17 protein-coding genes and 1 pseudogene are annotated in these 25,353 nt (G+C 44.7%); 8 read left to right on the top strand and 10 right to left on the bottom strand.

Annotated elements, in window-relative coordinates:
• Positions 1-60 precede the first annotated feature (60 nt).
• Genes aroA through gyrA form a run of 4 tightly spaced genes read right to left on the bottom strand, consistent with a single transcriptional unit; the run spans position 61 to position 6,205 of the window.
• Complete coding sequence (aroA, locus tag EYQ95_RS02705) at positions 61-1,371, bottom strand: 3-phosphoshikimate 1-carboxyvinyltransferase (protein WP_111914235.1); 1,311 nt, start codon at positions 1,369-1,371, stop codon at positions 61-63.
• Positions 1,364-2,470 carry a histidinol-phosphate transaminase gene (gene hisC, locus EYQ95_RS02700; protein WP_111914236.1) on the bottom strand — a complete coding sequence of 369 codons (1,107 nt, stop codon included), beginning with the start codon at positions 2,468-2,470 and terminating at the stop codon, positions 1,364-1,366. The genes aroA and hisC overlap by 8 nt, the downstream gene beginning before the upstream one ends.
• A gap of 28 nt (positions 2,471-2,498) precedes the next feature.
• Positions 2,499-3,578, bottom strand: coding sequence for a 3-phosphoserine/phosphohydroxythreonine transaminase (serC, locus tag EYQ95_RS02695; protein ID WP_343141657.1), 1,080 nt, complete (start codon positions 3,576-3,578; stop codon positions 2,499-2,501).
• A gap of 2 nt (positions 3,579-3,580) precedes the next feature.
• On the bottom strand, positions 3,581-6,205 hold the full coding sequence (gyrA, locus tag EYQ95_RS02690; RefSeq protein WP_111914238.1) for a DNA gyrase subunit A: 2,625 nt from the start codon (positions 6,203-6,205) through the stop codon (positions 3,581-3,583).
• 187 nt (positions 6,206-6,392) lie between these two features.
• Here gyrA and ubiG point away from each other — a divergent pair.
• From ubiG to EYQ95_RS02660, 6 genes and pseudogenes are all read left to right on the top strand, one after another.
• Positions 6,393-7,109 (top strand): annotated as a pseudogene (gene ubiG / locus EYQ95_RS02685) (bifunctional 2-polyprenyl-6-hydroxyphenol methylase/3-demethylubiquinol 3-O-methyltransferase UbiG); the annotation flags it as partial.
• An 8-nt stretch (positions 7,110-7,117) separates the two neighbouring features.
• On the top strand, positions 7,118-7,789 hold the full coding sequence (locus tag EYQ95_RS02680) for an HAD family hydrolase (RefSeq protein ID WP_111914240.1): 672 nt from the start codon (positions 7,118-7,120) through the stop codon (positions 7,787-7,789).
• Between the two features lie 298 nt (positions 7,790-8,087).
• On the top strand, positions 8,088-10,433 hold the full coding sequence (nrdA, locus tag EYQ95_RS02675; protein WP_111914241.1) for a class 1a ribonucleoside-diphosphate reductase subunit alpha: 2,346 nt from the start codon (positions 8,088-8,090) through the stop codon (positions 10,431-10,433).
• Positions 10,434-10,444: 11 nt separating this feature from the next.
• Positions 10,445-11,575 carry a class Ia ribonucleoside-diphosphate reductase subunit beta gene (nrdB, locus tag EYQ95_RS02670; protein WP_111914242.1) on the top strand — a complete coding sequence of 377 codons (1,131 nt, stop codon included), beginning with the start codon at positions 10,445-10,447 and terminating at the stop codon, positions 11,573-11,575.
• A 3-nt stretch (positions 11,576-11,578) separates the two neighbouring features.
• Positions 11,579-11,842, top strand: coding sequence for a class I ribonucleotide reductase maintenance protein YfaE (yfaE, locus tag EYQ95_RS02665; RefSeq protein ID WP_111914243.1), 264 nt, complete (start codon positions 11,579-11,581; stop codon positions 11,840-11,842).
• 116 nt (positions 11,843-11,958) lie between these two features.
• Positions 11,959-12,222, top strand: coding sequence for a GrxA family glutaredoxin (locus tag EYQ95_RS02660; RefSeq protein WP_111914244.1), 264 nt, complete (start codon positions 11,959-11,961; stop codon positions 12,220-12,222).
• A gap of 51 nt (positions 12,223-12,273) precedes the next feature.
• On the opposite strand, the gene hrpA is transcribed toward EYQ95_RS02660, so the two are convergent.
• From hrpA to EYQ95_RS02645, 3 genes are all read right to left on the bottom strand, one after another.
• Complete coding sequence (gene hrpA, locus EYQ95_RS02655) at positions 12,274-16,161, bottom strand: ATP-dependent RNA helicase HrpA (RefSeq protein ID WP_111914838.1); 3,888 nt, start codon at positions 16,159-16,161, stop codon at positions 12,274-12,276.
• Between the two features lie 76 nt (positions 16,162-16,237).
• On the bottom strand, positions 16,238-16,657 hold the full coding sequence (locus tag EYQ95_RS02650; RefSeq protein ID WP_111914245.1) for a CBS domain-containing protein: 420 nt from the start codon (positions 16,655-16,657) through the stop codon (positions 16,238-16,240).
• A gap of 6 nt (positions 16,658-16,663) precedes the next feature.
• On the bottom strand, positions 16,664-17,704 hold the full coding sequence (locus EYQ95_RS02645) for an isoaspartyl peptidase/L-asparaginase family protein (protein ID WP_111914246.1): 1,041 nt from the start codon (positions 17,702-17,704) through the stop codon (positions 16,664-16,666).
• A 120-nt stretch (positions 17,705-17,824) separates the two neighbouring features.
• Here EYQ95_RS02645 and sbcB point away from each other — a divergent pair, with 120 nt between their 5' ends.
• Positions 17,825-19,255, top strand: a complete 1,431-nt coding sequence (sbcB, locus tag EYQ95_RS02640) for an exodeoxyribonuclease I (RefSeq protein WP_111914247.1) — start codon at positions 17,825-17,827, stop codon at positions 19,253-19,255.
• Between the two features lie 83 nt (positions 19,256-19,338).
• Here sbcB and EYQ95_RS02635 read toward each other — a convergent pair whose 3' ends face one another.
• Both EYQ95_RS02635 and EYQ95_RS02630 read right to left on the bottom strand, forming a co-directional pair.
• The gene (locus EYQ95_RS02635) at positions 19,339-21,693 is read right to left on the bottom strand and encodes an RND family transporter (protein ID WP_111914248.1); all 2,355 of its coding nucleotides are present in this window, start codon (positions 21,691-21,693) and stop codon (positions 19,339-19,341) included.
• Positions 21,694-21,699: 6 nt separating this feature from the next.
• On the bottom strand, positions 21,700-22,821 hold the full coding sequence (locus tag EYQ95_RS02630) for a YCF48-related protein (protein ID WP_165831923.1): 1,122 nt from the start codon (positions 22,819-22,821) through the stop codon (positions 21,700-21,702).
• 226 nt (positions 22,822-23,047) lie between these two features.
• Here EYQ95_RS02630 and EYQ95_RS02625 point away from each other — a divergent pair, with 226 nt between their 5' ends.
• The gene (locus tag EYQ95_RS02625) at positions 23,048-24,397 is read left to right on the top strand and encodes a DUF1329 domain-containing protein (protein WP_111914250.1); all 1,350 of its coding nucleotides are present in this window, start codon (positions 23,048-23,050) and stop codon (positions 24,395-24,397) included.
• A 72-nt stretch (positions 24,398-24,469) separates the two neighbouring features.
• On the opposite strand, the gene EYQ95_RS02620 is transcribed toward EYQ95_RS02625, so the two are convergent.
• Positions 24,470-25,345 (bottom strand): NAD(P)-dependent oxidoreductase, encoded by an 876-nt coding sequence (locus EYQ95_RS02620; protein WP_111914251.1) that lies wholly within the window; start codon positions 25,343-25,345, stop codon positions 24,470-24,472.
• Positions 25,346-25,353: the final 8 nt, after the last annotated feature.

Below are 25,353 nucleotides of genomic sequence, written 5' to 3'. Positions count from 1 at the left end.
AAATTTAAGCCGCAAAATTATACGGACTTTGAGGAAAAATGCACGAAGATTTGTTCGTAGTTAGCTAGCAGACATGTCTTTTACAAACACCCTTTCAAAGTCTTCAAAAAAACCGGGGTAGGTTTTAGAGCAACATTGAGGGTCCAAAATAGTGATGCCAGGGCCTTTTAGCCCTAGTAGCGAAAAACACATTGCCATGCGGTGATCATCATAGGTTTCAATCATTGCATGAGTATGAATTTTAGGAGGATATATGGTTAAGAAATCTCGGCCTTCTTCGACTTGCGCTCCGACTTTACTCAATTCAGTCGCCATAGCGGCGAGACGATCGGTTTCTTTTATGCGCCAGTTCTCGATATTACGAATCGTTGTAGGTCCTTCGGCAAATATGGCAACGGTGGCGATGGTCATGGCTGCATCGGGAATATGATTTAGGTCGCAGTCCAAGCCTACAAGTCCGTTAGGTGCGCCCAGTACTCGAATTGAGCCCTTCTCAATTTCAATTTGCGCACCCATTTCACGCATAACATCTACGAACTGGATGTCTCCTTGAACGCTATTCTTCCCTACTCCTTCTAGCACGAGTGAACTATTCGTTATCGCAGCCCCTGAAATAAAATAAGACGCCGAGGAAGCATCACTTTCGACTTGATAACTCTCTGCGCATTGGTAGCTCTGGCCACCTCTTGTGTGAATTGTACGCCCACGAACGAGAACATCCGATATTCCAAAATCTGCCATCATCTTCAAGGTAATCTCGACATAAGGCCACGACACCAATTCTCCCTTCAGAGTCAATGTAGAGTCGCCTGCAAGGCACGGTAACATCATCAATAGAGCGGTAATGTACTGGCTAGACATCGTAGCGTCGAGTTCACAGTAGCCACCCGTTAGCGCTTTTCCATGGATAAGTAGCGGTGGAAAACCAATTTGTCCTTTATATTCGATATCTGCTCCTAATTGGCGTAAAGCTTCTACAAGTGGACCAATAGGCCGCTCGCACATACGTTTATCACCGGTAAGCAGATATTGACCAGGGCGAGCCGCTAATATTGCCGTTAACGGGCGCATAGCTGTTCCCGCATTCCCCAAATCCAGGGTATGTAGTTTGTTCTCTTTGGCATCAGTTTGATGACTTAAACCCTGAACCAAATTAACGTTGTTATCTTCGATGGTGGCTCGAACACCTAATAAGGACAGCGCATCAAGCATACGTTGTGTGTCGTCGCTCATAAGAACATTGGAGAGATGCGCTGGAGCACCAAGCGCCGCCATAAGCAACGCACGGTTAGAAATACTTTTTGAACCAGGAAGACGAAGCACACCAGCGGCGTGCCTCGGTCCTGCTATCGTAAGTTGATCTTTAGCCATTAAGAATTTGCGAAAAAGCCTTTATAAACGCTTCGTTCTCTTCCTTTGTCCCGATGCTTACGCGTAGATGGTTTGGAAGCTCATAGCCAGCCACTGGGCGCACAATCACACCTAAGTGAAGTAACTTGTCGTATATCTCTGCCGACTGAGGTCCAAATTCAATTGTTATGAAGTTGCCGTGAGACGGAATATACGACAAATTAACCTCCTCACAAAATGCAATAAGCTGCTTCATACCTCGAGCGTTCACCTCTACAGACTTGGCTAGGAAGTCATCGTCTTGTAACGCTGCTAAAGCGGCTGTTAACGCCAATTCATTCATATTAAATGGCTGACGAATACGATTCATCAAATCGGCAACACTTGGGTGTGAAACAGCAAAACCGGCACGAATCCCCGCTAAACCATACGCTTTAGAGAATGTGCGGCTCACCACTAAGTTTGGATATTTTTTGATCCAAGAAAACGAAGGCGCACGTTCCTGCTCCGGCACGTACTCGTAATAAGCTTCGTCGAGAACGACTAAAACGTGCTGTGGGATATCTTTAATAAAACCTTCAATTTCCTCACTCGACAAAAATGTGCCGGTAGGATTGTTCGGGTTTGCGATAAAGATCATACGTGTTTTATCGGTTACAGCAGCCTTCATCGCGTCCAGGTCGTGGCCGTAATCCTTAGCAGGGACCTTAACAGGAGTAGCGCCTATAGCTTGCGTGACCAACGGGTAAACCACAAATGCGTGCTGAGAGAAAATAACTTCATGCTCAGAAGTAACATAGGTACGCGCAAGCAGCTCTAAAACATCGTTAGAGCCGTTACCAAGCGTGATTTGGTTTGTATCGATACCAAACTTCTCACTAATTGCCGATTTTAAGTAGAAACCGTTCGCGTCTGGGTAACGTGCTAAAGCTTCAACTTTGTTTATTAAAGCCTCGCGAACCTTCTCGCTCACGCCCAAAGGATTTTCATTAGACGCAAGTTTTACAATATCTTTTATACCAAGCTCGCGTTCTAGTTCTTCAATCGGTTTCCCCGCTTGATAAGGGCTTAAGTTACGGATGCCAGGTAAGGCAAGATTCGCAGCATCAAACTCGTGCATGACTACCTCATTGTTAATTCAATTTTTGTTATTGATGTTCTTGTGCAAACTTGGTCATAAAGTTTACAAGTTCTACCGCACCCTCGTACGGCATTGCGTTATACATACTCGCTCGCATACCACCTACAAATCGGTGCCCCTTCAACGCAATAAGCCCTTGGTCGGCAGACTGTTTCAGGAAAAGCGCGTCCAGGTCAGGGTTTTTAAGTTGGAATGGGACATTCATAATCGAACGATTCTGAGTATCTATAGCGTTATTATAAAACGCCGAACTATCGATACATTCATAAAGTAATTTGGCTTTTCGGTGGTTTAAATCAGCCATAGCCTCTAAACCACCTTCGGCCTTAATCCACTTAAATACTTCCGCTGACAAATACCAAGCAAATGTATTTGGGGTGTTGTACAAAGACTTTTCTTCGGCTTGCACGTTGTAGTTCATCACCGTGCATACGCGGTCCTGTTGCGTTTCCAGTAAGTCATTACGAATAATGACTACGGCAAACCCCGAAGGCCCGATATTCTTTTGCGCACCTGCGTAGATTACGCCGAACTGACTCACGTCGATCGGTTCAGCCAAAATAACCGATGACATATCCGCAACTACAGGGGCTTTAACCTGCGGTACGTTGTGAATAGCAATACCGTCTACAGTTTCATTTGGACAATAATGAAAGTAAGCCGCGTTATCTGAAAGGTTCCATGTGTCGACGTCTTGAACCCGCTTCTTACCATTAAGCTCAGTTACAGCGTCTACTACGTTCACGTTTTTCACGTACTTTTGGGCTTCTTTGATCGCATATTGAGACCAAATGCCGGTGTTTAAGTAGTCTACGGTCGCGTCTGCACCTGCAATATTCTGCGGTAATGCAGAAAACTGGCCTCGACCACCTCCATGCATAAATAGCACAGAGTAATTGTCAGGAATCGACATGAGGTCTCGCAGGTCTTGCTCAGACTCGTCCGCCATTTTAATAAATACCGGGTCGCGATGGCTGATTTCCATGACAGAGAAGCCAAGTCCTTGCCAGTCATTTAGCTGTTTTTGTACCTTCGCTAACACAGGAGCCGGCAACATTGCCGGCCCCGCTGAGAAGTTATAGATCAAGTTTATTCTCCTTGCTCTGGCGAGTTATTCTCACCCTCGCCTGCTTCAACTTCCCCGTCGATACTCTCGTTATCTAACTCAGCATCTTCGTCAACTTCGATTTCCGCAATACGAGCTACACCAACAACAACTTCGTCACTTGCAGTTCGAATTAACGTAACGCCTTGTGTATTTCGGCCGACTTGCGACACTTCATCTACACGAGTTCGAACTAGGGTTCCGCGGTTACTAATCAGCATTAAGTGCTCACCACTTTCAACTTCTAGAGCACCAACCACAGCGCCATTTCGTTCGCTTACTTTAATAGATACGACACCTTTCGTTGCACGACTCTTCGCTGGGTAATCAGCTAATGGCGTACGCTTACCGAAACCGTTTTCTGTTACCGTTAGAATTGCATTGTCTTGCGAACGCGGAATAATTAAAGACACAATTTTTTGCTCGTCTTCAATTCGCATTCCTCGAACACCAGTGGCTGTGCGGCCCATCGAGCGTACTTGGTCTTCTGCAAAACGTACCACTTTACCGGCGTCAGAGAACAACAGCACTTCATTCGAGCCGTTGGTAATATCAACGCCGATAAGCTCATCACCTTCCGCGAGATTCAAAGCGATAATACCGTTTGAACGTGGGCGAGAGTACTCTACTAATGGAGTCTTCTTAACAGTTCCACTGCGAGTTGCCATTAATACGAATTTGTCATCTTCAAAGTCTGAAATTGGCAGTATTGCAGTAATACGCTCGTCGCTTTGTAATGGCAATAAGTTAACAATCGGCTTACCACGTGACGCACGGCTTGCTTGCGGCAACTGGTATGTCTTCATCCAGTACACACGGCCTAAACTTGAGAAACACAAAATCATGTCGTGGGTGTTGGCAACAAGCAGACGCTCAATAAAGTCCTCGTCCTTCATTTTCGTCGCTGCTTTGCCTTTACCGCCGCGTTTTTGCGCTTCGTACTCACCTAGTGACTGGTATTTCACATAACCTTGGTGAGAAAGTGTTACCACAACGTCTTCCTGCTCAATCAAGTCTTCCAAGTTAATGTCGTGACTTGCGGCAGTAATTTCTGTGCGGCGCTCGTCGCCGAAATCAGCTTTAACCTGCTCAAGTTCTTCACGAATAACTTCCATTAAGCGCTCAGAACTTGCCAAGATATGCATAAGTTCTTCTATCAGCGATAAAAGATCTTTATATTCGTTAAGAATTTTCTCGTGTTCTAAACCGGTTAACTTGTGTAAACGCAAATCAAGGATGGCTTGCGCTTGGATTTCGGTTAGGCGATATTCGCCGTCAACCACACCAAAGCCAACTTCTACCCAGTCAGGACGCGCAGCGTCTACGCCTGCACGCTCCAACATCACGGCTACGTCGCCTAAAGACCAACCTTTACTGATCAATTCAGCTTTTGCTTCCGCAGGTGAAGGTGAACGCTTAATCAGCTCAATCACATCATTAATGTTGGCTAGAGCAATCGCCAAGCCTTCAAGTGTATGTGCACGCTCTCTCGCTTTGCGTAATTCATAAACGGTTCTGCGTGTTACTACCTCTCGTCTGTGAGTAATAAACGCTTCTAACATTTCGGTAAGGTTGAATAACTTAGGCTGGCCCTTGTCCAAGGCAACCATGTTAAACCCGAATGCTACTTGCAACTGGGTGTTTCGGTATAAGTGGTTAAGCATTACGTCACCAGACTCGCCACGCTTAAGCTCTATAACCACACGCATTCCGTCTTTGTCAGACTCATCACGTAATGCGCTAATACCTTCAATACGTTTTTCTTTAACCAACTCAGCGATTTTCTCAATAAGCTTCGCTTTGTTTACCTGGTAAGGCAGTTCATGAACGATGATCGTTTCACGACCTGAGTTCTCGTCCACAATAACTTCAGCACGTGCACGAATATAAATTTTGCCACGGCCTGTTTTATAAGCATCAATAATCCCTTGGCGCCCTGAAACGATACCTGCGGTTGGGAAGTCAGGACCCGGAATGTATTCCATAACCTCTTCCAGAGTAATGTCTGGGTTGTCGATCATAGCAAGACAGCCATTAATCACTTCATTGAGGTTATGCGGAGGAATGTTTGTCGCCATACCTACGGCAATACCCGAAGAACCGTTAGCTAACAGGTTCGGAATGCGGGTAGGTAAAACTTCAGGAATTTGTTCTGTGCCATCGTAGTTCGGCACGAAATCGACCGTTTCTTTATCTAAGTCGGCAAGTAACTGGTGCGAAATTTTCGCCATGCGAACTTCGGTGTAACGCATTGCTGCAGCGGAGTCGCCGTCTACAGAACCGAAGTTACCTTGACCGTCGGCCAACATATACCGTAGAGAGAACGGTTGAGCCATTCGAACGATCGTATCGTATACAGCCGAGTCACCGTGCGGGTGGTATTTACCGATAACGTCACCAACAACACGTGCTGACTTCTTGTACGGCTTGTTAAAGTCATTACCCAGTACATTCATTGCAAATAATACGCGACGATGAACTGGTTTTAATCCATCCCGTACATCTGGAAGTGCCCGACCGATAATGACGCTCATGGCATAGTCTAAGTACGAATTTTTTAGCTCGTCTTCGATATTGACCGGTAGGACTTCTTTGGCAAGATCGCTCATATTTTATTCCCTGAATCTTTCGACTTCATATCGTTATTGTTATGTCTTCACTTAAGTGAGCTGTGAACTGAGTTAGCATACCATAGCAATGCTATGTTGACACCTCTCTAACGCATCAAGATCTGGTTTCAAAGTTTTTGCTCAGGTACACTTTAATACAACTTAATATTCTTATAAAAAACTATTTCTCGGAGTCCTCATGCAAAACGTAGATCCTACTGAGATCAATAAATTTAATGATATATCATCTCAGTGGTGGGACCCTGAAGGTCAATTTAAGCCGTTGCATCAAATCAATCCCCTGCGTGTTCAGTTTATAGACATGAATGTAGCCGGACTAAATGGCAAAAAAGTACTCGACGTGGGCTGCGGGGGTGGATTACTCAGTGAAGCAATGGCAAAAGCTGGTGCAAATGTAACAGCTATAGACATGGGCGAAGAAGGCCTGAGCGTAGCCAAGCTTCACGCGCTAGAGAGCAAAGTTTCAATTGATTACCAGCAATCCACTGCTGAAGAGTTTGCGGAAAACCACAAGCAGCAATTCGAAGTTGTTACATGTCTTGAAATGTTGGAGCACGTTCCGCACCCAGAAAGTATTGTCGCAGCTTGTGCTCAGCTCGTTAAACCTGGTGGGAAAGTTATTTTCTCTACATTGAACAGAACGCTTAAAGCTAAGTTACTAGGCGTTTATATGGCTGAATATGTGCTTCAATGGGTACCGAAAGGAACGCACGACGCCAACAAGTTTATTAAGCCATCTGAGTTACTCTCTGTCGCCAGTGAAAATGGCCTATTTGCGAAGCAAATGACTGGCATACATTACAACCCACTTACCTCTGCTTTTTATACCAGCGACAGAAACGTAGACGTAAACTACATTGTTTGCTGTGAAAAAGAAGCTTAGGACTAGTCATGCAAAACATTTCTCTTACTGATATTCAGGCCGTAATTTTCGATCTTGACGGTACACTGCTCGACACGGCCCATGACCTTGGTTTCGCATTGAATGAAATGTTACGTCAACGGCAAAGAGAAATAATTTCATACGACCGCATACGCCCAATAGCAAGCCATGGCTCGAGGGGGTTGTTGCAACTTGGATTTGGCGACGACTTTAATGCTCAAACCGAACACCAATTAAGAACTGAGTTTTTAAGCGTATATGAGTCGTGCTTACTTAGTAAAACCCGATATTTTGAAGGTGTACAAGAGTTGCTTAATCAGCTTCAATGTATCGGAATTAAAACAGGTGTAGTAACCAACAAGCCTCATAAATATACGGTGCCGATTGTACAGGCGTTCGATGAACTAAAAGCGATGAAAAGTATAATCAGTGGCGATACCTTAAGCGTGGCGAAGCCGAATCCCGAGCCACTTTTACTATCAGCTCAACAGCTCGAGGTAAGACCCGAGCATTGCTTATACGTAGGAGATGCTGCACGGGACATAGAAGCCGGTCGCCGTGCCAATATGAAAACGGTTTTAGCAAACTGGGGCTATTTTACCGAGCAGGACAACCCAGAGAGCTGGGGCTATGATTTCGTCGCAGAAGCACCAGAGGCCATAGCGCAGTGGTTAGGTTGATGGCGTACCTGCTTTTATAATAGACAGAAAATTACCGCAAAAGTCATATATAGCTAAGTCGTCTTTGTCGGTTATTATTTTATTATAAAATCGAATTAACAGCGAAACCCACGCCAGTTATGGCTATCGCAAAGTTCAATAAAAAAAATGCTCAAATCTTCAAATTTCTTGCTTGATCAAAACCACATTCCTCACTAAAGTACCGCACATACCCCAACACAATATCTTGTGGTTATTTTCAGACCAACACCACTACGGACACAAGATATAGTGATAACAATAAATGAGTGAGGGAGCCATGAGCCAGTCTATCCAAGTCACCAAGCGCAATGGAACAAGAGAAGCATTAGACCTAGACAAAATCCACCGAGTGGTGAGTTGGGCAGCTGAAGGTTTAAACAATGTTTCTGTCTCGCAAGTTGAAATAAAGTCACAAATTCAATTTTATGACGGTATTCGCACCGACGACATTCACGAAACCATCATCAAAGCAGCTGCTGACCTTATCTCTGAAGATGCACCCGATTATCAATACCTAGCTGCACGGCTAGCTATTTTCCACCTACGCAAAAAAGCATATGGTGAGTTCGAGCCTCCGCACTTATACCAGCACGTAAAAGCAATGGTTGAAAGCAACCGTTACGACAAACACTTGCTGGAAGACTACAGCGAAGCAGAATTCAACGAGATGAACGACTTTCTAGAGCATAGCAGAGACTTAAACTTCTCTTATGCTGCTGTTAAACAGTTGGAAGGTAAATATCTTGTTCAAAACCGTGTTACTGGCGAAGTGTTTGAAAGCGCCCAGTTCCTTTACGTTTTAGTGGCCGCATGCTTGTTCGCCAAATACCCAGCTGAAACACGTTTAGACTACATTCGCCGTTTCTATGACGCAGCATCTACATTCAAGCTTTCGTTGCCTACACCTATCATGTCTGGTGTAAGAACCCCTACTCGTCAATTTAGCTCCTGTGTGCTTATTGAATGTGGTGACAGTCTCGACTCCATCAATGCAACGGCAAGTGCAATTGTAAAATACGTTTCTCAACGTGCGGGTATTGGTATTAATGCAGGCCGTATTCGCGCGTTAGGTAGCCCTATTCGTAATGGCGAAGCCTACCACACAGGTTGTATTCCGTTTTTCAAATACTTCCAGACAGCAGTTAAAAGCTGCTCTCAAGGTGGTGTTCGTGGCGGTGCGGCTACGTTGTTCTACCCACTTTGGCACTTGGAAGTTGAGTCTTTACTGGTACTTAAAAACAACCGCGGTGTAGAAGAAAACCGTGTGCGCCACCTAGACTATGGTGTGCAGTTCAACAAAACCATGTACCAGCGTTTGATTAAAGACGACTACATCACATTATTCAGCCCTTCAGACGTGCCAGGTTTATACGACGCGTTTTTCGCAGACCAAGACGAGTTTGAGCGTTTGTACGTGCAATACGAAGCTGACGATTCAATTCGTAAGAAGCGGATAAAAGCTATCGAACTGTTTAGCTTGTTTATGCAAGAACGTGCCAGCACGGGTCGTATTTACTTACAAAACGTAGATCATACGAACAACCATAGCCCGTTTAACCCGAAACTTGCTCCTGTACGTCAAAGTAACTTGTGCTTAGAAATTGCACTACCCACTAAGCCACTAGAGCATATCAACGACGAGAATGGCGAAATTGCGCTTTGTACCTTGTCTGCATTTAATCTAGGTGCAATTAAGTCGTTAGACGATTTAGAAGAACTTGCCGACCTAGCGGTACGTTCACTAGACAGCTTACTGGATTACCAAGACTACCCTGTTCCTGCTGCACGTAGTGCAAGCATGGCGCGTAGAACACTCGGTATAGGTGTTATTAACTTTGCCTACTACTTAGCTAAGAATGGTGTGCGCTATTCAGACGGAAGTGCAAACGGCTTGGTTCACAAAACCTTTGAAGCTATTCAGTACTACCTCATGAAAGCTTCTAACGAATTGGCAAAAGAAAAAGGTGCGTGTCCGAAGTTTAACGAGACAACTTATGCCGACGGTATCTTGCCTATCGACACGTACAAAAAAGAAATCGATAGCATTTGTGAAGAACCTCTGCATTTAGACTGGGAAGGCTTACGAGCTTCAATTAAGGAGTATGGTCTTCGTAACTCTACGTTGTCGGCGCTTATGCCTTCTGAAACGTCGTCGCAAATCTCTAACGCGACAAACGGTATTGAGCCGCCTCGTGGTCATATCAGCATTAAGTCTTCAAAAGACGGTGTGTTGAAGCAAGTTGTACCAGAGTTCGAACGTTTGAAAGACCAGTATGAATTGCTGTGGTCAATCCCAAGTAATAAAGGTTACCTAGAGCTTGTCGCGATTATGCAAAAGTTTGTGGACCAAACCATTTCTGCAAACACCAACTACGATCCGGGCAAGTTTGAAGGCGGTAAAGTACCGATGCGTCAGTTACTGCAAGATCTACTGTATGCGTACAAGCTGGGTGTAAAAACCATGTATTACCATAATACACGCGATGGTGCGGCAGACAGTCAAACCGACCTTTCAGCTACAGCTCGTAAGAAAATGGAAGACAAGGCAGACCAAGCTCAAGCGGCTGTGACTGCAACGATAGAAGAAGACGACGACTGCGCTGGCGGCGCTTGTAAAATTTAAGGAGTTTAAACATGCGCTATTCAACGTTTAATCAAACGAATGTGAATCCTCTTGGTGAGCCGATGTTTTTCGGTAATCCAGTTAACGTTGCCCGTTATGATCAGCAGCGCCACAGCATTTTTGAGAAGCTTATTGAAAAGCAGTTAAGCTTCTTCTGGCGCCCTGAAGAAGTTGACGTTAGCCGCGACCGCGTGGACTTCCAAGCGATGACTGACAGCGAAAAACACATTTTCATTTCAAACTTGAAATATCAAACGTTGTTAGACTCAGTACAAGGCCGTAGCCCGAATATCGCCCTACTTCCTATAGTGTCATTGCCAGAACTCGAGACTTGGATTGAAACTTGGTCATTTTCTGAAACCATTCACTCGCGTTCATACACCCACATTTTAAGAAATTTGTTTAGCGACCCAGCGAAAGTGTTTGACGATATCGTCATGAACGATCAGATTCGCAAACGCGCGACAGACATTTCTAAGTACTACGATGACCTTATTTTCTATACGCAGCTATGGCAAACCCATGGCGAAGGAACTGTAGAAGTTGAAGGCGAAACCTACCAAGTTTCAGTACGTGACTTGAAGAAAAAGTTGTTCCTTTGCGTAAACTCTGTAAATGCTTTGGAAGCGATTCGTTTCTATGTAAGTTTCGCATGTACATTCGCTTTCGCAGAGCGTGAAATTATGGAAGGCAACTCGAAAATTATTCGCCTTATAGCGCGCGACGAGAACCTTCACCTAACTTCTACACAGCACATTATAAACTTGTGGCAATACGGTGATGACGACCCAGAAATGAAAGAAATTGCCGAAGAGTGTCGTGAAGAAGCATTAGAAATTTTCACTTCAGCGGTAGAGCAAGAAAAAGGCTGGGCTGAATACTTGTTCGAGAACGGCTCTATGATTGGCTTGAACAAAGACATTTTATGTCAGTATGTAGAGTACATTGCGAACCTTCGTATGGCTGCAATTGGCTTCGAGCCTCAATACGACCAGACTAGCAATCCTTTGCCTTGGATGAATAAATATCTAGTTTCTGACAATGTGCAAGTTGCGCCGCAAGAAGCCGAAATTAGCTCGTACTTAGTGGGCCAAATCGACAGTGAAGTAAGCGCTGGTGACTTCGGAGACTTCGACCTTTAATTCATGAACAGCAAGTTAAAGGTTAAAGTAAACAAGAGCCAAGTTATTGAGGTTGACCCCGGTCAACCTCAAACGCTTTTAGAGGCCTTAGAACAAGCTGGGGTTGAAACCCGTTACCATTGTCGCAGTGGCTTTTGCGGAGCCTGCCGCACAACACTTATTTCGGGCGAAGTTGAGTATATTAACGACCCCCTCGCCTACATGAGACCCCAAGAAATTTTACCTTGCGCCTGCAAAGCTAAAACCGACTTAGAAATCGAGCATTAAGGAATCGATTCTCCCGAATAGCGACATCTACACATACGATTAGTAGCACTTATCGAAATCAGGCATAATATAAAAAGAAATTAATTTAGCGCAGCCAAGTAGTAAAGGAGCTTTAAATGCTAGCAGTTATATTCGGGCGCGATTCATGCCCATTTTGCGTTCGCGCGAAACAAATCGCAGAGACTCTCCAACACGAAAAAGACGATTTCGAATATCGTTATGTAGATATTATTGCGGAGGGTATCAGCAAAGCTGATCTAGAAAAGACTATTGGTAAACCCGTACTCACCGTTCCACAAATTTTTGTCGACGAGAAACATATTGGCGGCTGTACAGAGTTTGAAGCTTACGCGAAAGAGAATTTAGGCTTATACGCTTAACGCTCACTTGAAACCGTTTACCACGCTATCTAGCGCGGTAAACGCCTTTCTTTAATTCAGTTCCTTCAGTGCATTCATAAGTCGTTGCTCAGACACCGGAAACGCCGTGCCCAATTCTTGAGCAAATAGTGATACACGATATTCTTCTATATGCCACCTAAACGGATCTAACGTTTCAGTATTTTCGTTATCTTGCTTCTTCTTCGCGACACGCTTTTTCCATTCTTCTGTAACTTTCTCAACCTGTAAAACGCGTAATCGATCACGATTTGGATCTGCGTCTAATCGCTCAACCCGTTTTCTCAAGGCCTGCAAATACCGCAATACGTCGGGCAATTTAGCGTAACCATAGCTCGAAACGAATTTAGGGAAAATAAGGTTGTCTAAATGCTCTTTAATATCTGCATACGAACGAGCCTGAGCTAGCGGAATTTTCCCTTTAATACGTTTGCTTACCTCATGTCCTACCAACAAACACTCTTGCGCTAATTGCGCAATCTGTAATGTTTCTTCATTAAGGTTACCGCGAACATGTTCTAAGGTACGAGCAAACGCTTCTTGGTCTTTTATATTTTGAGAGCCTAATAGCTTACTAATTGCAGCCTTAATGCAATCATCAATCAGTGCCTCAATTTTGCCCCACGGATTAAAATACATCGCCAATTTAGCTTTATCGGGCAGCGACTGCTGTAAATACTTTACGGGCGAGCTACAGCCCAAATACAGCAAGTGAATTACGCCCTCTCGATGCGATTTCTCAGCCTCATGCTCAGACTCAAAAACGCGTATTGCAACCGTTTTACCTTCTTGATGAAGTGCTGGAAATGCCTTAACCGTAAATATTCCCTCACTTTTCTCTACAGGCTTAGGTAAAGCCCCAAAAGTCCATTCGGTCATTCCTTCGCGCTCTAGATCTTGCCCAGCAGCATTGTTAATGGTTTCCTTCACTTCGCCTTTTAACTTGCGCTTTACTTCATCTAAGCTATCCGCACGCAGCATTAATTTCTCATTTTCATCAATCACGTTGAAATGAATTTTTAAATGCTTAGGAATAAGTTCTGCATTCCATTCATCTGCAGGTACTTCTATACCGGTGATACGCTTTAATTCCCTCGTCATTACACTTAACAATGGTTCTTTCGTGCTTTCAACCGAGCTTAAAATAGCTTGCGCAAACTCTGGCGCTGGCACAAAGTTTCGACGCCACTTCTTGGGTAAACTCTTAATCCATGCAGCGACTAATTCCTTTCTAAACGCAGGAACCTGCCAGTCGAAGCCTTGCTCTTGAACTTGATTTAAAGCTGCCAATGGAATCGTAACGTTCACACCGTCGTCATCTGCACTCGGCTCGAACACGTACCTAAGCGGTATTTTTAATTGTCCTTGCTGCCAAAAGTCTGGATATTGTTCTTCCTGAACGTGCTCGGTGGACTGTTTCAATAATTGCGCTTGGGTAAAAAACAAGCTTTCTCTATCGGCTTTAGAAAGCTTCTTCCACCAATTCAATAAGCTTCGATCATCATAAATATGTTCGGGTATGTATTGCTCATATGCATGGAACAAAGCAATCTCGTCAACTAATAGATCTCGCCTTCTCGACTTCGCCTCGAGATCTTGTATTTCACTAATCAGTTCTAGGTTATGTTTTACGAATTCCGGTGCCTTTTGTATCCGGCCATTCACTAGTGCTTCTTTGATAAAGATTTCACGAGAAAGTATCGGATCAATTCGAGCAAACTGAACTTTGCGCTGCGGAACAACAAGCAACCCGTAAAGTGTGACCTGCTCGTTCGCCACAACTGCGCCCTGCTTTTTAGAATAAACAGGCTCGTTATATGTGCGCTTCACCAAATGAAGCGCTAAGGGCTCAATCCATTGTGGATTGATTTTCGCTACACTACGTGCGTACAGCCGAGATGTTTCCACAAGTTCGCCGGCCATAATCCACTTCGGTTGTGACTTAAACAGTGCTGAGCCAGGAAAAACAAAGAACTTGGTCTGTCTTGCCCCCAAGTATTCGTGCTGCTCACTTTTTGTACCAATTTGCGACAGTAGCCCAGACAACAACGCTTGATGGATATGATCAGGTACGCCTTCTTCTTCGCTTAATGGTAGGCCTAACTCACGCACCGACATCCTAAGTTGGCTGTACAGATCCTGCCATTCCCTAACTCGAAGGTAATGAATGAACTCTTGCTTACAGCGTTTTCTAAACTGACCTTTAGACACTTCCTTCTGAAGTGTTTGGAGATAGTTCCACAGCTTCAAATAACCCAAGAAATCGGAGGTTTCATCGTGAAATCGAGCATGCAACTGATCAGACTTTTGTTGAGCATCCAACGGACGCTCTCTCGGATCTTGAATACTTAGAGCGGCAACAATAATCAATACTTCGCGCATACAATGCTTTTCAGCTGCACAAAGAATCATTCTGCCTAATTTGGGGTCTATAGGAAGGCGCCCTAACTGCTTCCCCATAGGAGTCAGGCGAACAAACTTCCCTTTTCGCTTCGCCGAAGGCACAACGGCTTGCAGCTCTTCAAGTAACCGTAAACCGTCATTAATAAACCTGTCGTCAGGCCTTTGTAGAAAGGGGAATGCCTTTATGTCGCCTAGTTTAAGACTAGCCATTTGCAAAATAACGGCCGCAAGGTTAGTTCTTAATATCTCTGGGTCGGTAAATTCTGGACGCTGATTAAAGTCATCCTCGCTGTATAACCGAACGCAAATACCGGCTTCGAGACGCCCGCACCGACCAGCGCGCTGGTTCGCGCTTGCTTGTGAAATAGGCTCTACAGGAAGTCGTTGTACTTTCGAGCGATAGCTATAACGACTAATTCTGGCCATACCTGGGTCAATCACATATTTAATCCCTGGTACGGTCAGAGAGGTTTCCGCTACGTTGGTCGCTAAAACTATTCTTACGCCCTGATGTGGCTGAAATATACGGTTTTGTTCTTGGGCAGACAGACGCGCAAACAATGGAATAATTTCAGGGTTAATATTGCGATAACGCAAATGTTTCGACAGATATTCTGCTAAATCTCGAATTTCCCGCTCACCACTTAGGAAAATGAGTATATCCCCAACGGCTTCATGCCAAAGCTCTTCGATAGCGTCAACCACACCCTCTTCAAAATCTATTTCGTAGGTTTTAGGAATGTCGTCTGCATAACTTGTACGCTCAAGCGGCGAATATCGAACTTCCACAGGATATGTTCTGCCAGAAATCTCAAGAATAGGAGCCTTGCTGAAGTGTTCAGCAAATCGTTGAGTTTCGATTGTCGCGGAAGTAACGATAATTTTTAGGTCGGTACGCTTTTCGGTAATCTGTTTCAACACGCCCAACAGAAAATCTATATTTAAGCTTCGCTCGTGGGCTTCATCAATAATAATAACTTCGTAATCGTTAAGAAACCGGTCATTTTGTAACTCTGCCAGTAATATACCGTCGGTCATTAATTTAACTGACGTCTGGTCACCTGTTTTATCTTGAAACCTAACCTTATGACCAACAATACTATTTCCTAACTCACCTAGTTCGCTAGCTATTCGTGTAGCTACAGAGCGCGCCGCTAATCGACGTGGCTGCGTATGGCCGATAAGACCCGCTGCCCCAAAGCCCATTTCCAATAAAATCTTGGGTAATTGTGTGGTTTTGCCTGACCCAGTTTCTCCCGCAATGACAACAACTTGGTTTTCTTGTATTGCTTTCTTAATGTCATCTTTTGCCTGAACAACAGGTAAGTCCTCAGGGTAATTGATTTTCGGAAATCCAGATCTTTTCTGGCTTACTTTTTCACGGGAGGCTTCAATTTTAGCTTTGAGAATCGCAAGCTTTTCTTCGTCACTGTTTTTCCCAAGCTCACGAATTTTACGTCTCAGACTATGACGATCTTGAGTTCTACATTCAGCAAGTAAAGACAACAACGACTTCATTTCAACAACCAACTTCCCAACGAAAAGAGCCGCAGAGTTTATCAAAACTCGGCGGCTCTTTGTTAATACATCTTAATTAATGTTTTCCGTACGCATCACTCAAGTGAAGGTCAATAGCTCGCAAAATATCAGTTCTATTAATAGCTCCCACCAAACGATTGAACTCATCTACCACTGGAAACAACTTTGGCTTCCCTGAGCCCAGCTGCTGAGCCAAATCAACAATAGCCATATCATCAGAAACTGTGACTGGCTCATGAGCCGTCATACAGTCTGCTACAGTGGCACTTTGCTCTTGATGGTAAGCCCCTTCCAACATCATCATAATGCAGTCTTGTTCCGACAAAAAACCAATTACTTCTCTATTTTCATTAATAACAGGACCACCACTTTGCTGTGCAGACAACAAACGATGTACAGCATCTTCAATAGGCATAGCCGAAGTAAATGTAATTGGATGTCTATTCATGTATTCACTAACTTTAAGTGACCGCATATAGTTTTACTCCTCGCGATAGATTCCTACGGTGAGTTGTTCATTTGAGGTTTTACTAGCTCTATACATACCCTCTGTATTGAAGGGCATACTAATATTTCCCATCGGGTCTAAAATAATAACCCCACCGGTACCGCCAGCGTTTACCAAAACATCATGAATAACTTGATCACCAGCTTCGACTACAGACAACTGCTGGTACTTCACCCGGCTACAAATGTCTGCTGCCACATGGTAACGAATAAAGTACTCTCCGTGCCCAGTCGCTGATACAGCACAACTTTCATTATCTGCCCATGTACCTGCACCAATTACTGGAGAATCACCGATACGGCCCCAACGTTTCGCAGTCATACCGCCAGTAGAAGTTCCTGCGGCTAGATTACCGTCTGCATCAAGAGCCACAGCCCCTACAGTTCCCATGTTAAACGCATTGTCCCAGTGCTGATGCGCGATTAATGTCGTTTCGTCTTCCGTTTGATTCAAAGCGGTAAGCGCTCGTTGTAACTGCTCGTAACGGTGAGGCGTATTGAAGTAAGTGTTACTAACCTGCTCCAAACCTTGTTCTCTCGCAAAAGACTCTGCGCCTTCTCCACTTAAAAATACGTGTCTAGAGCGCTCCATTACTGCCCTAGCAGCCTCGATTGGGCTTTTAATATTCGTTACGCCTGATACCGCTCCAGCTTCTAGGGTATCGCCCAGCATAATCGATGCATCTAGCTCGTGCCTACCCTCATAGGTATACACGGCTCCTCTGCCGGCATTGAACAATGGATTCTCTTCCAATACCTGAATAGCAGCTTGAACAGCGTCTACAGCTTCACCGCCCGACTCTAGCACCGCATAACCCGCTTCAGTAGCCAAAGTTAATGCTTCACGTATCTCAGCTTCCTTTTCTCGAGACAAGTTATCTCTAGTAATCGTGCCGGCCCCACCGTGTATCGCTATAGCAATCGGGGCATCACCAACACTATTCGGCTCGTTATCACTGCACGCTAACAGTGTAGCGCCCGCAGTTAACGCAATAACAAGATGACGAAGCTTCATATGTTCTCCTTAAACACTAGCCTTCCAATTAATTTAGTTCATTATGCGCAATCTACCACCTCGCGAACAAGTAAAGTGGGTGGTATCCTTTCAAAATAAATTAATTCAAACACGTATTTTATGACCCAAACAACTTTTTATTGGCACGACTACGAGGCTGGTGGCGTAAACCCTCGGGTAGACCGCCCTATGCAATTCGCCGGCATACGCACAGATAGCGACCTAAATATTGTTGGCGAACCACTAAATATATTCTGCCAGTTAGCCCCTGATTACCTGCCTCACCCCGAAGCCTGTTTAATCACTGGCATAACGCCACAACAATGCCAACGTGACGGATTTATCGAAACGGAATTTGCAGGAAAAATTGCCCAAGAGCTTTCTGTGCCAGGTACGGTTTCTATTGGCTATAACAATGTGCGGTACGATGATGAAATGACACGGTTTCTGTTTTACCGGAATTTTATCGACCCCTACGCGCATACATGGGAAAACGGGAATTCACGTTGGGATCTTTTAGAATTGGTTCGCGCCTGCTACGCGCTGCGCCCAGAAGGAATTACTTGGCCAGAAAAAGAAGATGGCTCTGTAAGCTTGAAACTTGAAGATCTCAGCCGAGTAAACCAACTTGACCACGGCAAAGCACACGATGCCCTTTCCGATGTGTATGCATCTATCGCGCTTGCAAAGCTTATTAAAACTAAACATCCGAAGCTTTTTGACTTTGCATTCAGTAAACGAAAAAAGAATGACTTAGTCACATTAATTGAGCAGAGCATGGTTCAGCAGAAGCCCCTTGTGCATGTGTCGGGCTTTTATGGCAAGGCAAATAGGTATTGTAGGTTAATTATGCCTGTTGCTTTTCACCCACAGCAATCCAATCAACTTATTGCTTGGCGTTTGGATATAAACCCTGAACAATGGCACAACGCGACACCGGAAGAGATACTTTCCGCGCTTTACAGTAAAGAACTCGGGCCGGAAGAAAAACCTGGATTGGTCAAAATCACGTTGAATCAGTGCCCATTTTTAGCACCCGCAGGCGTTCTGGAGCAAGCACGTGCAAGTGAAATTGGTATTGATTTAGCTGCCGTTCAAGGGCACTTATCGGCTCTGCAAAATAGTGACCATTTAAAAGAGATATTGGTGCAAGCTGTGAGCTCCCAACAGCCTGACTTTCCAGATATAAACGACGTTGATCAAACGCTTTATTCAGGAGGTTTTATCAGTAACCAAACCAAGTCGCATATGAGCATGGTTAGGTCAATGCAGCCCGAACAATTGCAAGGCTCTCAAATTGTATTTGAAGACAACCGGTTTAATACCTTGTTAAAAAGGTACAAGGCTAGAAACTATCCCCAGCTATTAAGCGACGACGAGCTAAATCGTTGGATGCAGCATTGTCGGGAAAGAATGCAGTTTGGTGGTGACGGTTACTTAAGCCTAGAAGACTTTGCGCTTGCGCTGAATGAAGCGTCAGAACGTCATGCCGACGACCCCGCAAAAGTAAGAATACTAAAAGATCTTTATTTGTGGGCACAAAATCTATAGAGCTTCTGCTTAATTAAGCTAAACACAAAGCCCATACGAAAAAGCCACGCTTTGTAGCGTGGCTTTTTATTGCTTTATGTAAGTTACATTACCGGTTTCCCGTCTTCACCCTTTGGCCCAACTTTAAATAGTCTTGCCAACGCAGGGATAAGAATAAGCGCACCAAGCATGTTCCATATAAACATGAAAGTAAGTAACAAGCCCATGTCAGCTTGGAACTTAATTGGTGACCAAATCCAAGTTGCTACACCAATCGCTAGAGTTAAGCCCGTAAAGCCTACTGCCTTACCTGTTTTCGATAATGCATAAGCATAGCTTTCAGTAAGGCTCATATTCTCTTTGAGTGCTTCTCTCATCTTACTGTAGATATAAATACCGTAATCGACACCAATACCCACACCTAGTGCAATCACTGGCAGCGTAGCTACTTTCACGCCAATACCCAGCCACGCCATGAGCGCTTGGCTCATTACCGTAGTAAACATGAGTGGAAGAATAATACAAATAACCGTTCTAATGCTTCTAAAGGTAATGAGGCAAAGTGCAATAACCACGCCGTATACCCAAATCAACATCTTCATTTGCGCCGCTTCAATAACCTTATTGGTTGCAGCTTCAATGCCCGAGTTACCTGAAGCTAACAAGAACTCGATGTTGTCAGTTTCATACTCGTCAGCAAATGCATTTACTTCATCAACCACACGGTTCAACGTATCTGCCTTATGGTCGTTTAAGTAAAGAATAAGCGGAGCCATGGTACATTCTTGGTTAATCAATCCCGATGGTGCTTGCGAAATTGACGCATTGATCACGAAGTCATCGCGGTTAATGCTATACCACTTTAAGTTACCTTCGTTAATACCCGCCATACCCAACTTCGAAACGTAGGTAATTGAACGCGTGGTTTGAACACCTGGAACGTTCTCCATGTGCCATTGGAAACGGTCCATAAGCACCATGTTTTGCCAATCGATACACTCACCAGGTGGAGTTTCGGCCATCACAACAAAAATATCTGTACTGGCACTGTAATTGTCCACCAAGAACGCGTTGTCCAAGTTATAACGAGAATCTGCTCGTAGTTCAGGCGCGCCGGTGTCTAAGTCACCAATTTTAAGGTTTTGCGCTTGCCAAACGCCTACTACTGCCATAATTGCGGCTACTAATACCGCACCTTTTGCGTACGAAGGCTGGGTGAACTTGCCAAAGAAAGTTAATAATGGATGTGATTCACGACGCGTTTTTTGGAGGTGTTTGATACCACTTTCACTCACCCCTAAATACTTGGCTAAGACCGGCAGCAATCCAAGATTAGTAAGCACGATAACGGCTACACCAATGCTGGCAGCAATCGCAAGTTCTTTGATTACCGCAATATCAATTACCATAAGCGTAGTAAAGCCTATAGCATCACTCGCCAATGCTGTTAGCCCTGCCGCATATAAACTGCGGAACGCTAACCGAGATGACATTTCTTTTGAGTGCCCGTCGGTGCGGTTAGTGACTAACGCGTTGATTATCTGAACACCGTGACTCACGCCGATAGCAAATACCAGAAACGGAACAAGCATAGAGTATGGATTAATTCCGCTTCCGATGAGCTTAATAATGCCCAACTGCCAAATAACGGCGATTACTGAACACAACAAAACCATAAATGAGCCGCGTAAACAACGACTGTAGAGGTAGAGCATTCCAAACGTAATAAGCATCGCCAATAGGAAGAAGATCCCTACTTGCATGGCGCCGTCGATAAGATCAGCTACAACTTTTGCAAAGCCAACGATTTTAATACTAATGGTTTCAGAGCCAAACTTATCGCGAATTTGCTCCTCAAGGTTTTGGCCAAACTGGTGATAGTCAAGGCGCTCACCTGTTTCTGGGTCTACTTCATTGAGCGGCACATAAATAAGCGCCGACTGGAAATTGTTGGCAACCAAGTTCCCTACTTCACCCGACCGCAATATGTTTTGGCGTAATTGCTGAATAGAGTCTTCGTCACCATTATACGTATCTGGTATAACCGGTCCGCCAACGAAACCGTCTTCTGTAACTTCTGACCAGCGTACGTTTGGTGTCCAGATAGAACGAATACCCGAACGGTTAACACCCGATACATAATTTAATTCGTCGGTAACTCGACGCAAAACTTCTTGATATTCCGCGTCGAAAATCGTGCCTTCTTTAGTTTCGACAACAACACGAATAGCATTGCCTAGACTCGATAAATCTTCTTCATATTTGAAATAATTCTGAACAAACTCATGGTTTGTCGGAATCATTTTTTGAAAACTCGCGTCGGGTCTTACCTGCGCTGCGTGGTAAAGCAAAAAGCCAGTTAACGCGATAAAAATAAAGAGCCACGTTTTACAAGCTCCGAATAAAACTCTCTCTAGCATCGGAGGTTTTACATCTGCAATATTAGTCGTCTCTTGCATGTTAAATTATTCCTCTTCTGCTGCAGGTAAGGTGAAGTTTTGAATACCTGCACGGCTTACAAAAACTAAATTTCCATTTTCCGTTTCTCTCACGCCAGCAAGAGGAACATTCGACTCATGGCTATATAATTCGGCGTCAAGTGACTCTTCATCAATATGTACAATAACTCCAGAGTGCCCTACTAATAAAACACTACCATCTTCAAGCACATGGCCACTATTTAGGTTGTAACGCGTTGGTGTATCCACAGCACGGAAGGTTTCACCTTTATCTTCCGAAACGAAAACATTGCCGCGAAGTCCAAACGCCCAAAAACGCCCTTGAGAATCTACTAGCCCACCAAAGTAGGAGCCGTGATAAGGAGAAGCTAGAGTGCTCCAAGTCTTGCCTTGGTCGTCACTTCTAAACATTAAGCCATATTCGCCGACTAAAAATAGATGTCCGTCAGGATCAACGATGAGTTGATTCAGGTGGTAACCCAAAGGATTTTCTATACGGTCTGAAATAACTTCCCAGCTTTCACCACCATCCTCTGTTCTCAATAATGTTCCGTATGCAGCCGCAACTACGCCTACAGACTCATTAATAAACTCAACGTCTAGCAAAGGCTTGGTTGGTCCCACCTCTTGTTGGATCTCCAAACCTTGCATAAGAAAGCCGAGTTCTTCCAACAAATACTCATATTCAGAAGCTTCCGCCGGTGTTTCAGCGTTATCAATAGCGGCTTCCAGTTCCTGAACTTGTGCATCTATCCATGGCAATTCAAGATTTAATAATTCGAAACCGTCTAAAATACGGGTGAAAGTTTGGCCGCCGTCGTTACTTTTTAGCAACACACCTTCATGACCAGATATAAAAATTAAATCTTCATTGACGATGTCTACACTAGTGAGTAGCACTGAGGTAGGGCTTTCAGCTTGTTGCCACTGCTCGTCTTGTTTGGTGACGATGGTTCCGAATAGTCCGGCGGCAACTGTATGGCCATGCCCTTGGTCCAGCCCAACTAGTGTTGCTTTCGCAGCATTGCGAGCTTCTGGGGATGGCGCGTAAATGGGATCATAGTCTTGTGCAATGACGTTCGTGCTTATTGCAGCTGACATTAGTGTCGCTAATGCAACTTTTTTCATTATTGAACTCCGCATTCGCAAAACAGTCGAAAAAGCATACAAATTGTTTCGACTAAACGTGTAACCCATGATTGTATATTCTAACAGGCGTTTGAAAACCCCTAATTGGAATTTATTTGATATTTTATTTTTGATTGATTTGATGTAGCTTAACGGTAATCATGTCAACCAACACCAGAATTGGTAGTAGACTGATACGAACGCACAAGAACTAAGGACAACGACAATGAAAAAAATGATGTTAGGTGCAGGGGTTATGGCGTTAACGCTTTTATCAACAAGCGTAAACGCTGCAGTATCACCTCAAGAAGCAGCTCGACTAGGTCAAGACCTGACTCCTATGGGAGCTGAGCGTGCCGGTGGAGCAGACGGTCGTATCCCAGCGTGGGACGGCGGTTTACAGCTCGACCGCGAGTTTGATCGTAACTACAACCCTTTTGCAGATGAAGAACCGCTTTACACCATCACGCATGACAATTTGGACCAACACCGTGATCGTCTATCGGCGGGTCAAATTGCGATGTTCGATCGTTACAGCACTTACAAAATGCATGTCTACCCTACGCATCGAACTGCGGCGTATCCAGATGAGCTATACGGTCTAATTGCCCAAAATGCCGTGAATACAACGCTAGTTGAAGGTGGTAGTGGTCTAAACGACTTCCAAACTGCGATTCCATTCCCTATTCCGTCTTCAGGTCTGGAAGTAATTTGGAATCACACTACACGTTTCCGCGGTGGTGCGGCAGAACGTATCGTAGGTCAGTTTCCTGTACAAGCGAACGGTGACTTTGAAAAAGTACTCCTTCGCGAACAACTTGTATGGCCAGAATATTTAGAAGGCGGTAGAGATCCACAAGCAGATGACAACGTGCTTTTCTACTTCCTACAACAAGTTCTTGCACCTGCACGTTTAACAGGTACGGTTCTACTTGTTCACGATACAATTGACCAAGTTAAAGAAGGTCGCCGTGCGTGGATTTATAACGCAGGTCAACGTCGTGTAAGACGCGCGCCAAACGTAGCGTATGACGGTCCAGGTACAGCGTCTGACGGTCTTCGTACTTCGGACGGCCTAGACATGTTTAACGGTGCCCCAGACAAGTATGAATGGCGCCTAGTAGGCAAGAAAGAGTTGTACATTCCGTACAACAACTTCGATATGATGAACACAAACCTTAGCTACGACGACATTCTTGATGCGGGTCACTTGAATCAAGACCATGTTCGTTACGAACTTCACCGTGTATGGGAAGTTGAAGCAACGCTTAAAGACGACGAACGTCATATTTATGCGAAGCGTCACTTCTATATCGATGAAGATACTTGGACAGCATCTGTAATCGACCAGTACGACAGCCGTGGTGAGCTATGGCGCGTATCTGAAGCATATAACACGCAATTCTACAGTCACGACGTTCCATGGATGGCTGCAGAAGCTGTATATGACCTAAACAATGGTCGTTACATTGCGCTAGGTTTAGCTAACGAAGAAGACGAATACATGAACTTCGAACTAGAAGCTAGCCGTTCAGACTACACAACCCAAGCACTTCGCCGCTTAGGTATTCGTTAATAAAACGTGTAGCACTGATACAGAAACTAAAAACGGGCCTCTTGGCCCGTTTTTTAATTGTTAAATTATAATTTATTTGTCTCGTTGAATAAAACGAGTAAGCAACGATGAGGTGTCCCAACGGTTACCTCCCATCGCCTGAACGTCACCATAAAATTGATCAACGAGTGCCGTTAATGGAAGCCTAGCACCATTGTTGTTCGCTTCCGAAAGCGCTAATCCTAGATCTTTTCGCATCCAGTCGACAGCAAAGCCAAAGTCATACTCTCCTTCTGACATTGTTTTCCAGCGATTTTCCATTTGCCAACTGCCCGCTGCACCCTGAGAAATAGCTTGAATGACACGCTCAGCGTCTAAACCTGATTTTTCGATAAACTGCATTCCCTCCGCGAGTCCCTGCACGACACCCGCTATACATATCTGGTTCACCATCTTAGCGAGCTGACCTGTACCGACTTCGCCCTGCCAACCAATGTATTTGCTGAAATGCTCCATTACCGGGCGTACCGCTTCAACATGTTGCTCAGCGCCGCCGACCATAACGGTAAGCGCACCGTTTTCCGCGCCTGCTTGGCCACCCGATACTGGCGCATCCAGAAAGTGAATATCTTGCTTTTGGCACGCCTGTTCTAACTCTCGAGCAAGTTCAGCAGATGCCGTAGTGTGGTCTACAAGAAAAGCACCTTTATTTAACCCTGCTAGCACGCCCTGCTCACCATACACCACGCTTCGAACATCTTGGTCGTTACCCACACACATAAACACGACATCACAGCCTTTCGCAGCTTCTTTGGGTGTTCGTTCTGCTCGACCTTGATATTCGGTACACCATTGTTCCGCTTTTGCATACGTTCGGTTGTAAACCACCACATCATAGCCGGCTTTACTCAAATGCCCTGCCATTGGATAACCCATTACACCCAAACCAATAAACGCGACTTGTTTCAACGGTACTC

The organism is Lysobacter sp. N42, assembly GCF_004344885.1.
This window is presented reverse-complemented; position numbering and strand designations above follow the sequence as displayed.

Coding starts and splice junctions, on each gene's coding strand:
- aroA (WP_111914235.1), bottom strand. CDS start 1,371: ATGGCTAAAGATCAACTTACGATAGCAGGACCGAGGCACGCCGCTGGT.
- hisC (WP_111914236.1), bottom strand. CDS start 2,470: ATGCACGAGTTTGATGCTGCGAATCTTGCCTTACCTGGCATCCGTAAC.
- gyrA (WP_111914238.1), bottom strand. CDS start 6,205: ATGAGCGATCTTGCCAAAGAAGTCCTACCGGTCAATATCGAAGACGAG.
- EYQ95_RS02680 (WP_111914240.1), top strand. CDS start 7,118: ATGCAAAACATTTCTCTTACTGATATTCAGGCCGTAATTTTCGATCTT.
- nrdA (WP_111914241.1), top strand. CDS start 8,088: ATGAGCCAGTCTATCCAAGTCACCAAGCGCAATGGAACAAGAGAAGCA.
- nrdB (WP_111914242.1), top strand. CDS start 10,445: ATGCGCTATTCAACGTTTAATCAAACGAATGTGAATCCTCTTGGTGAG.
- yfaE (WP_111914243.1), top strand. CDS start 11,579: ATGAACAGCAAGTTAAAGGTTAAAGTAAACAAGAGCCAAGTTATTGAG.
- EYQ95_RS02660 (WP_111914244.1), top strand. CDS start 11,959: ATGCTAGCAGTTATATTCGGGCGCGATTCATGCCCATTTTGCGTTCGC.
- hrpA (WP_111914838.1), bottom strand. CDS start 16,161: ATGAAGTCGTTGTTGTCTTTACTTGCTGAATGTAGAACTCAAGATCGT.
- EYQ95_RS02650 (WP_111914245.1), bottom strand. CDS start 16,657: ATGCGGTCACTTAAAGTTAGTGAATACATGAATAGACATCCAATTACA.
- EYQ95_RS02645 (WP_111914246.1), bottom strand. CDS start 17,704: ATGAAGCTTCGTCATCTTGTTATTGCGTTAACTGCGGGCGCTACACTG.
- sbcB (WP_111914247.1), top strand. CDS start 17,825: ATGACCCAAACAACTTTTTATTGGCACGACTACGAGGCTGGTGGCGTA.
- EYQ95_RS02635 (WP_111914248.1), bottom strand. CDS start 21,693: ATGCAAGAGACGACTAATATTGCAGATGTAAAACCTCCGATGCTAGAG.
- EYQ95_RS02630 (WP_165831923.1), bottom strand. CDS start 22,821: ATGAAAAAAGTTGCATTAGCGACACTAATGTCAGCTGCAATAAGCACG.
- EYQ95_RS02625 (WP_111914250.1), top strand. CDS start 23,048: ATGAAAAAAATGATGTTAGGTGCAGGGGTTATGGCGTTAACGCTTTTA.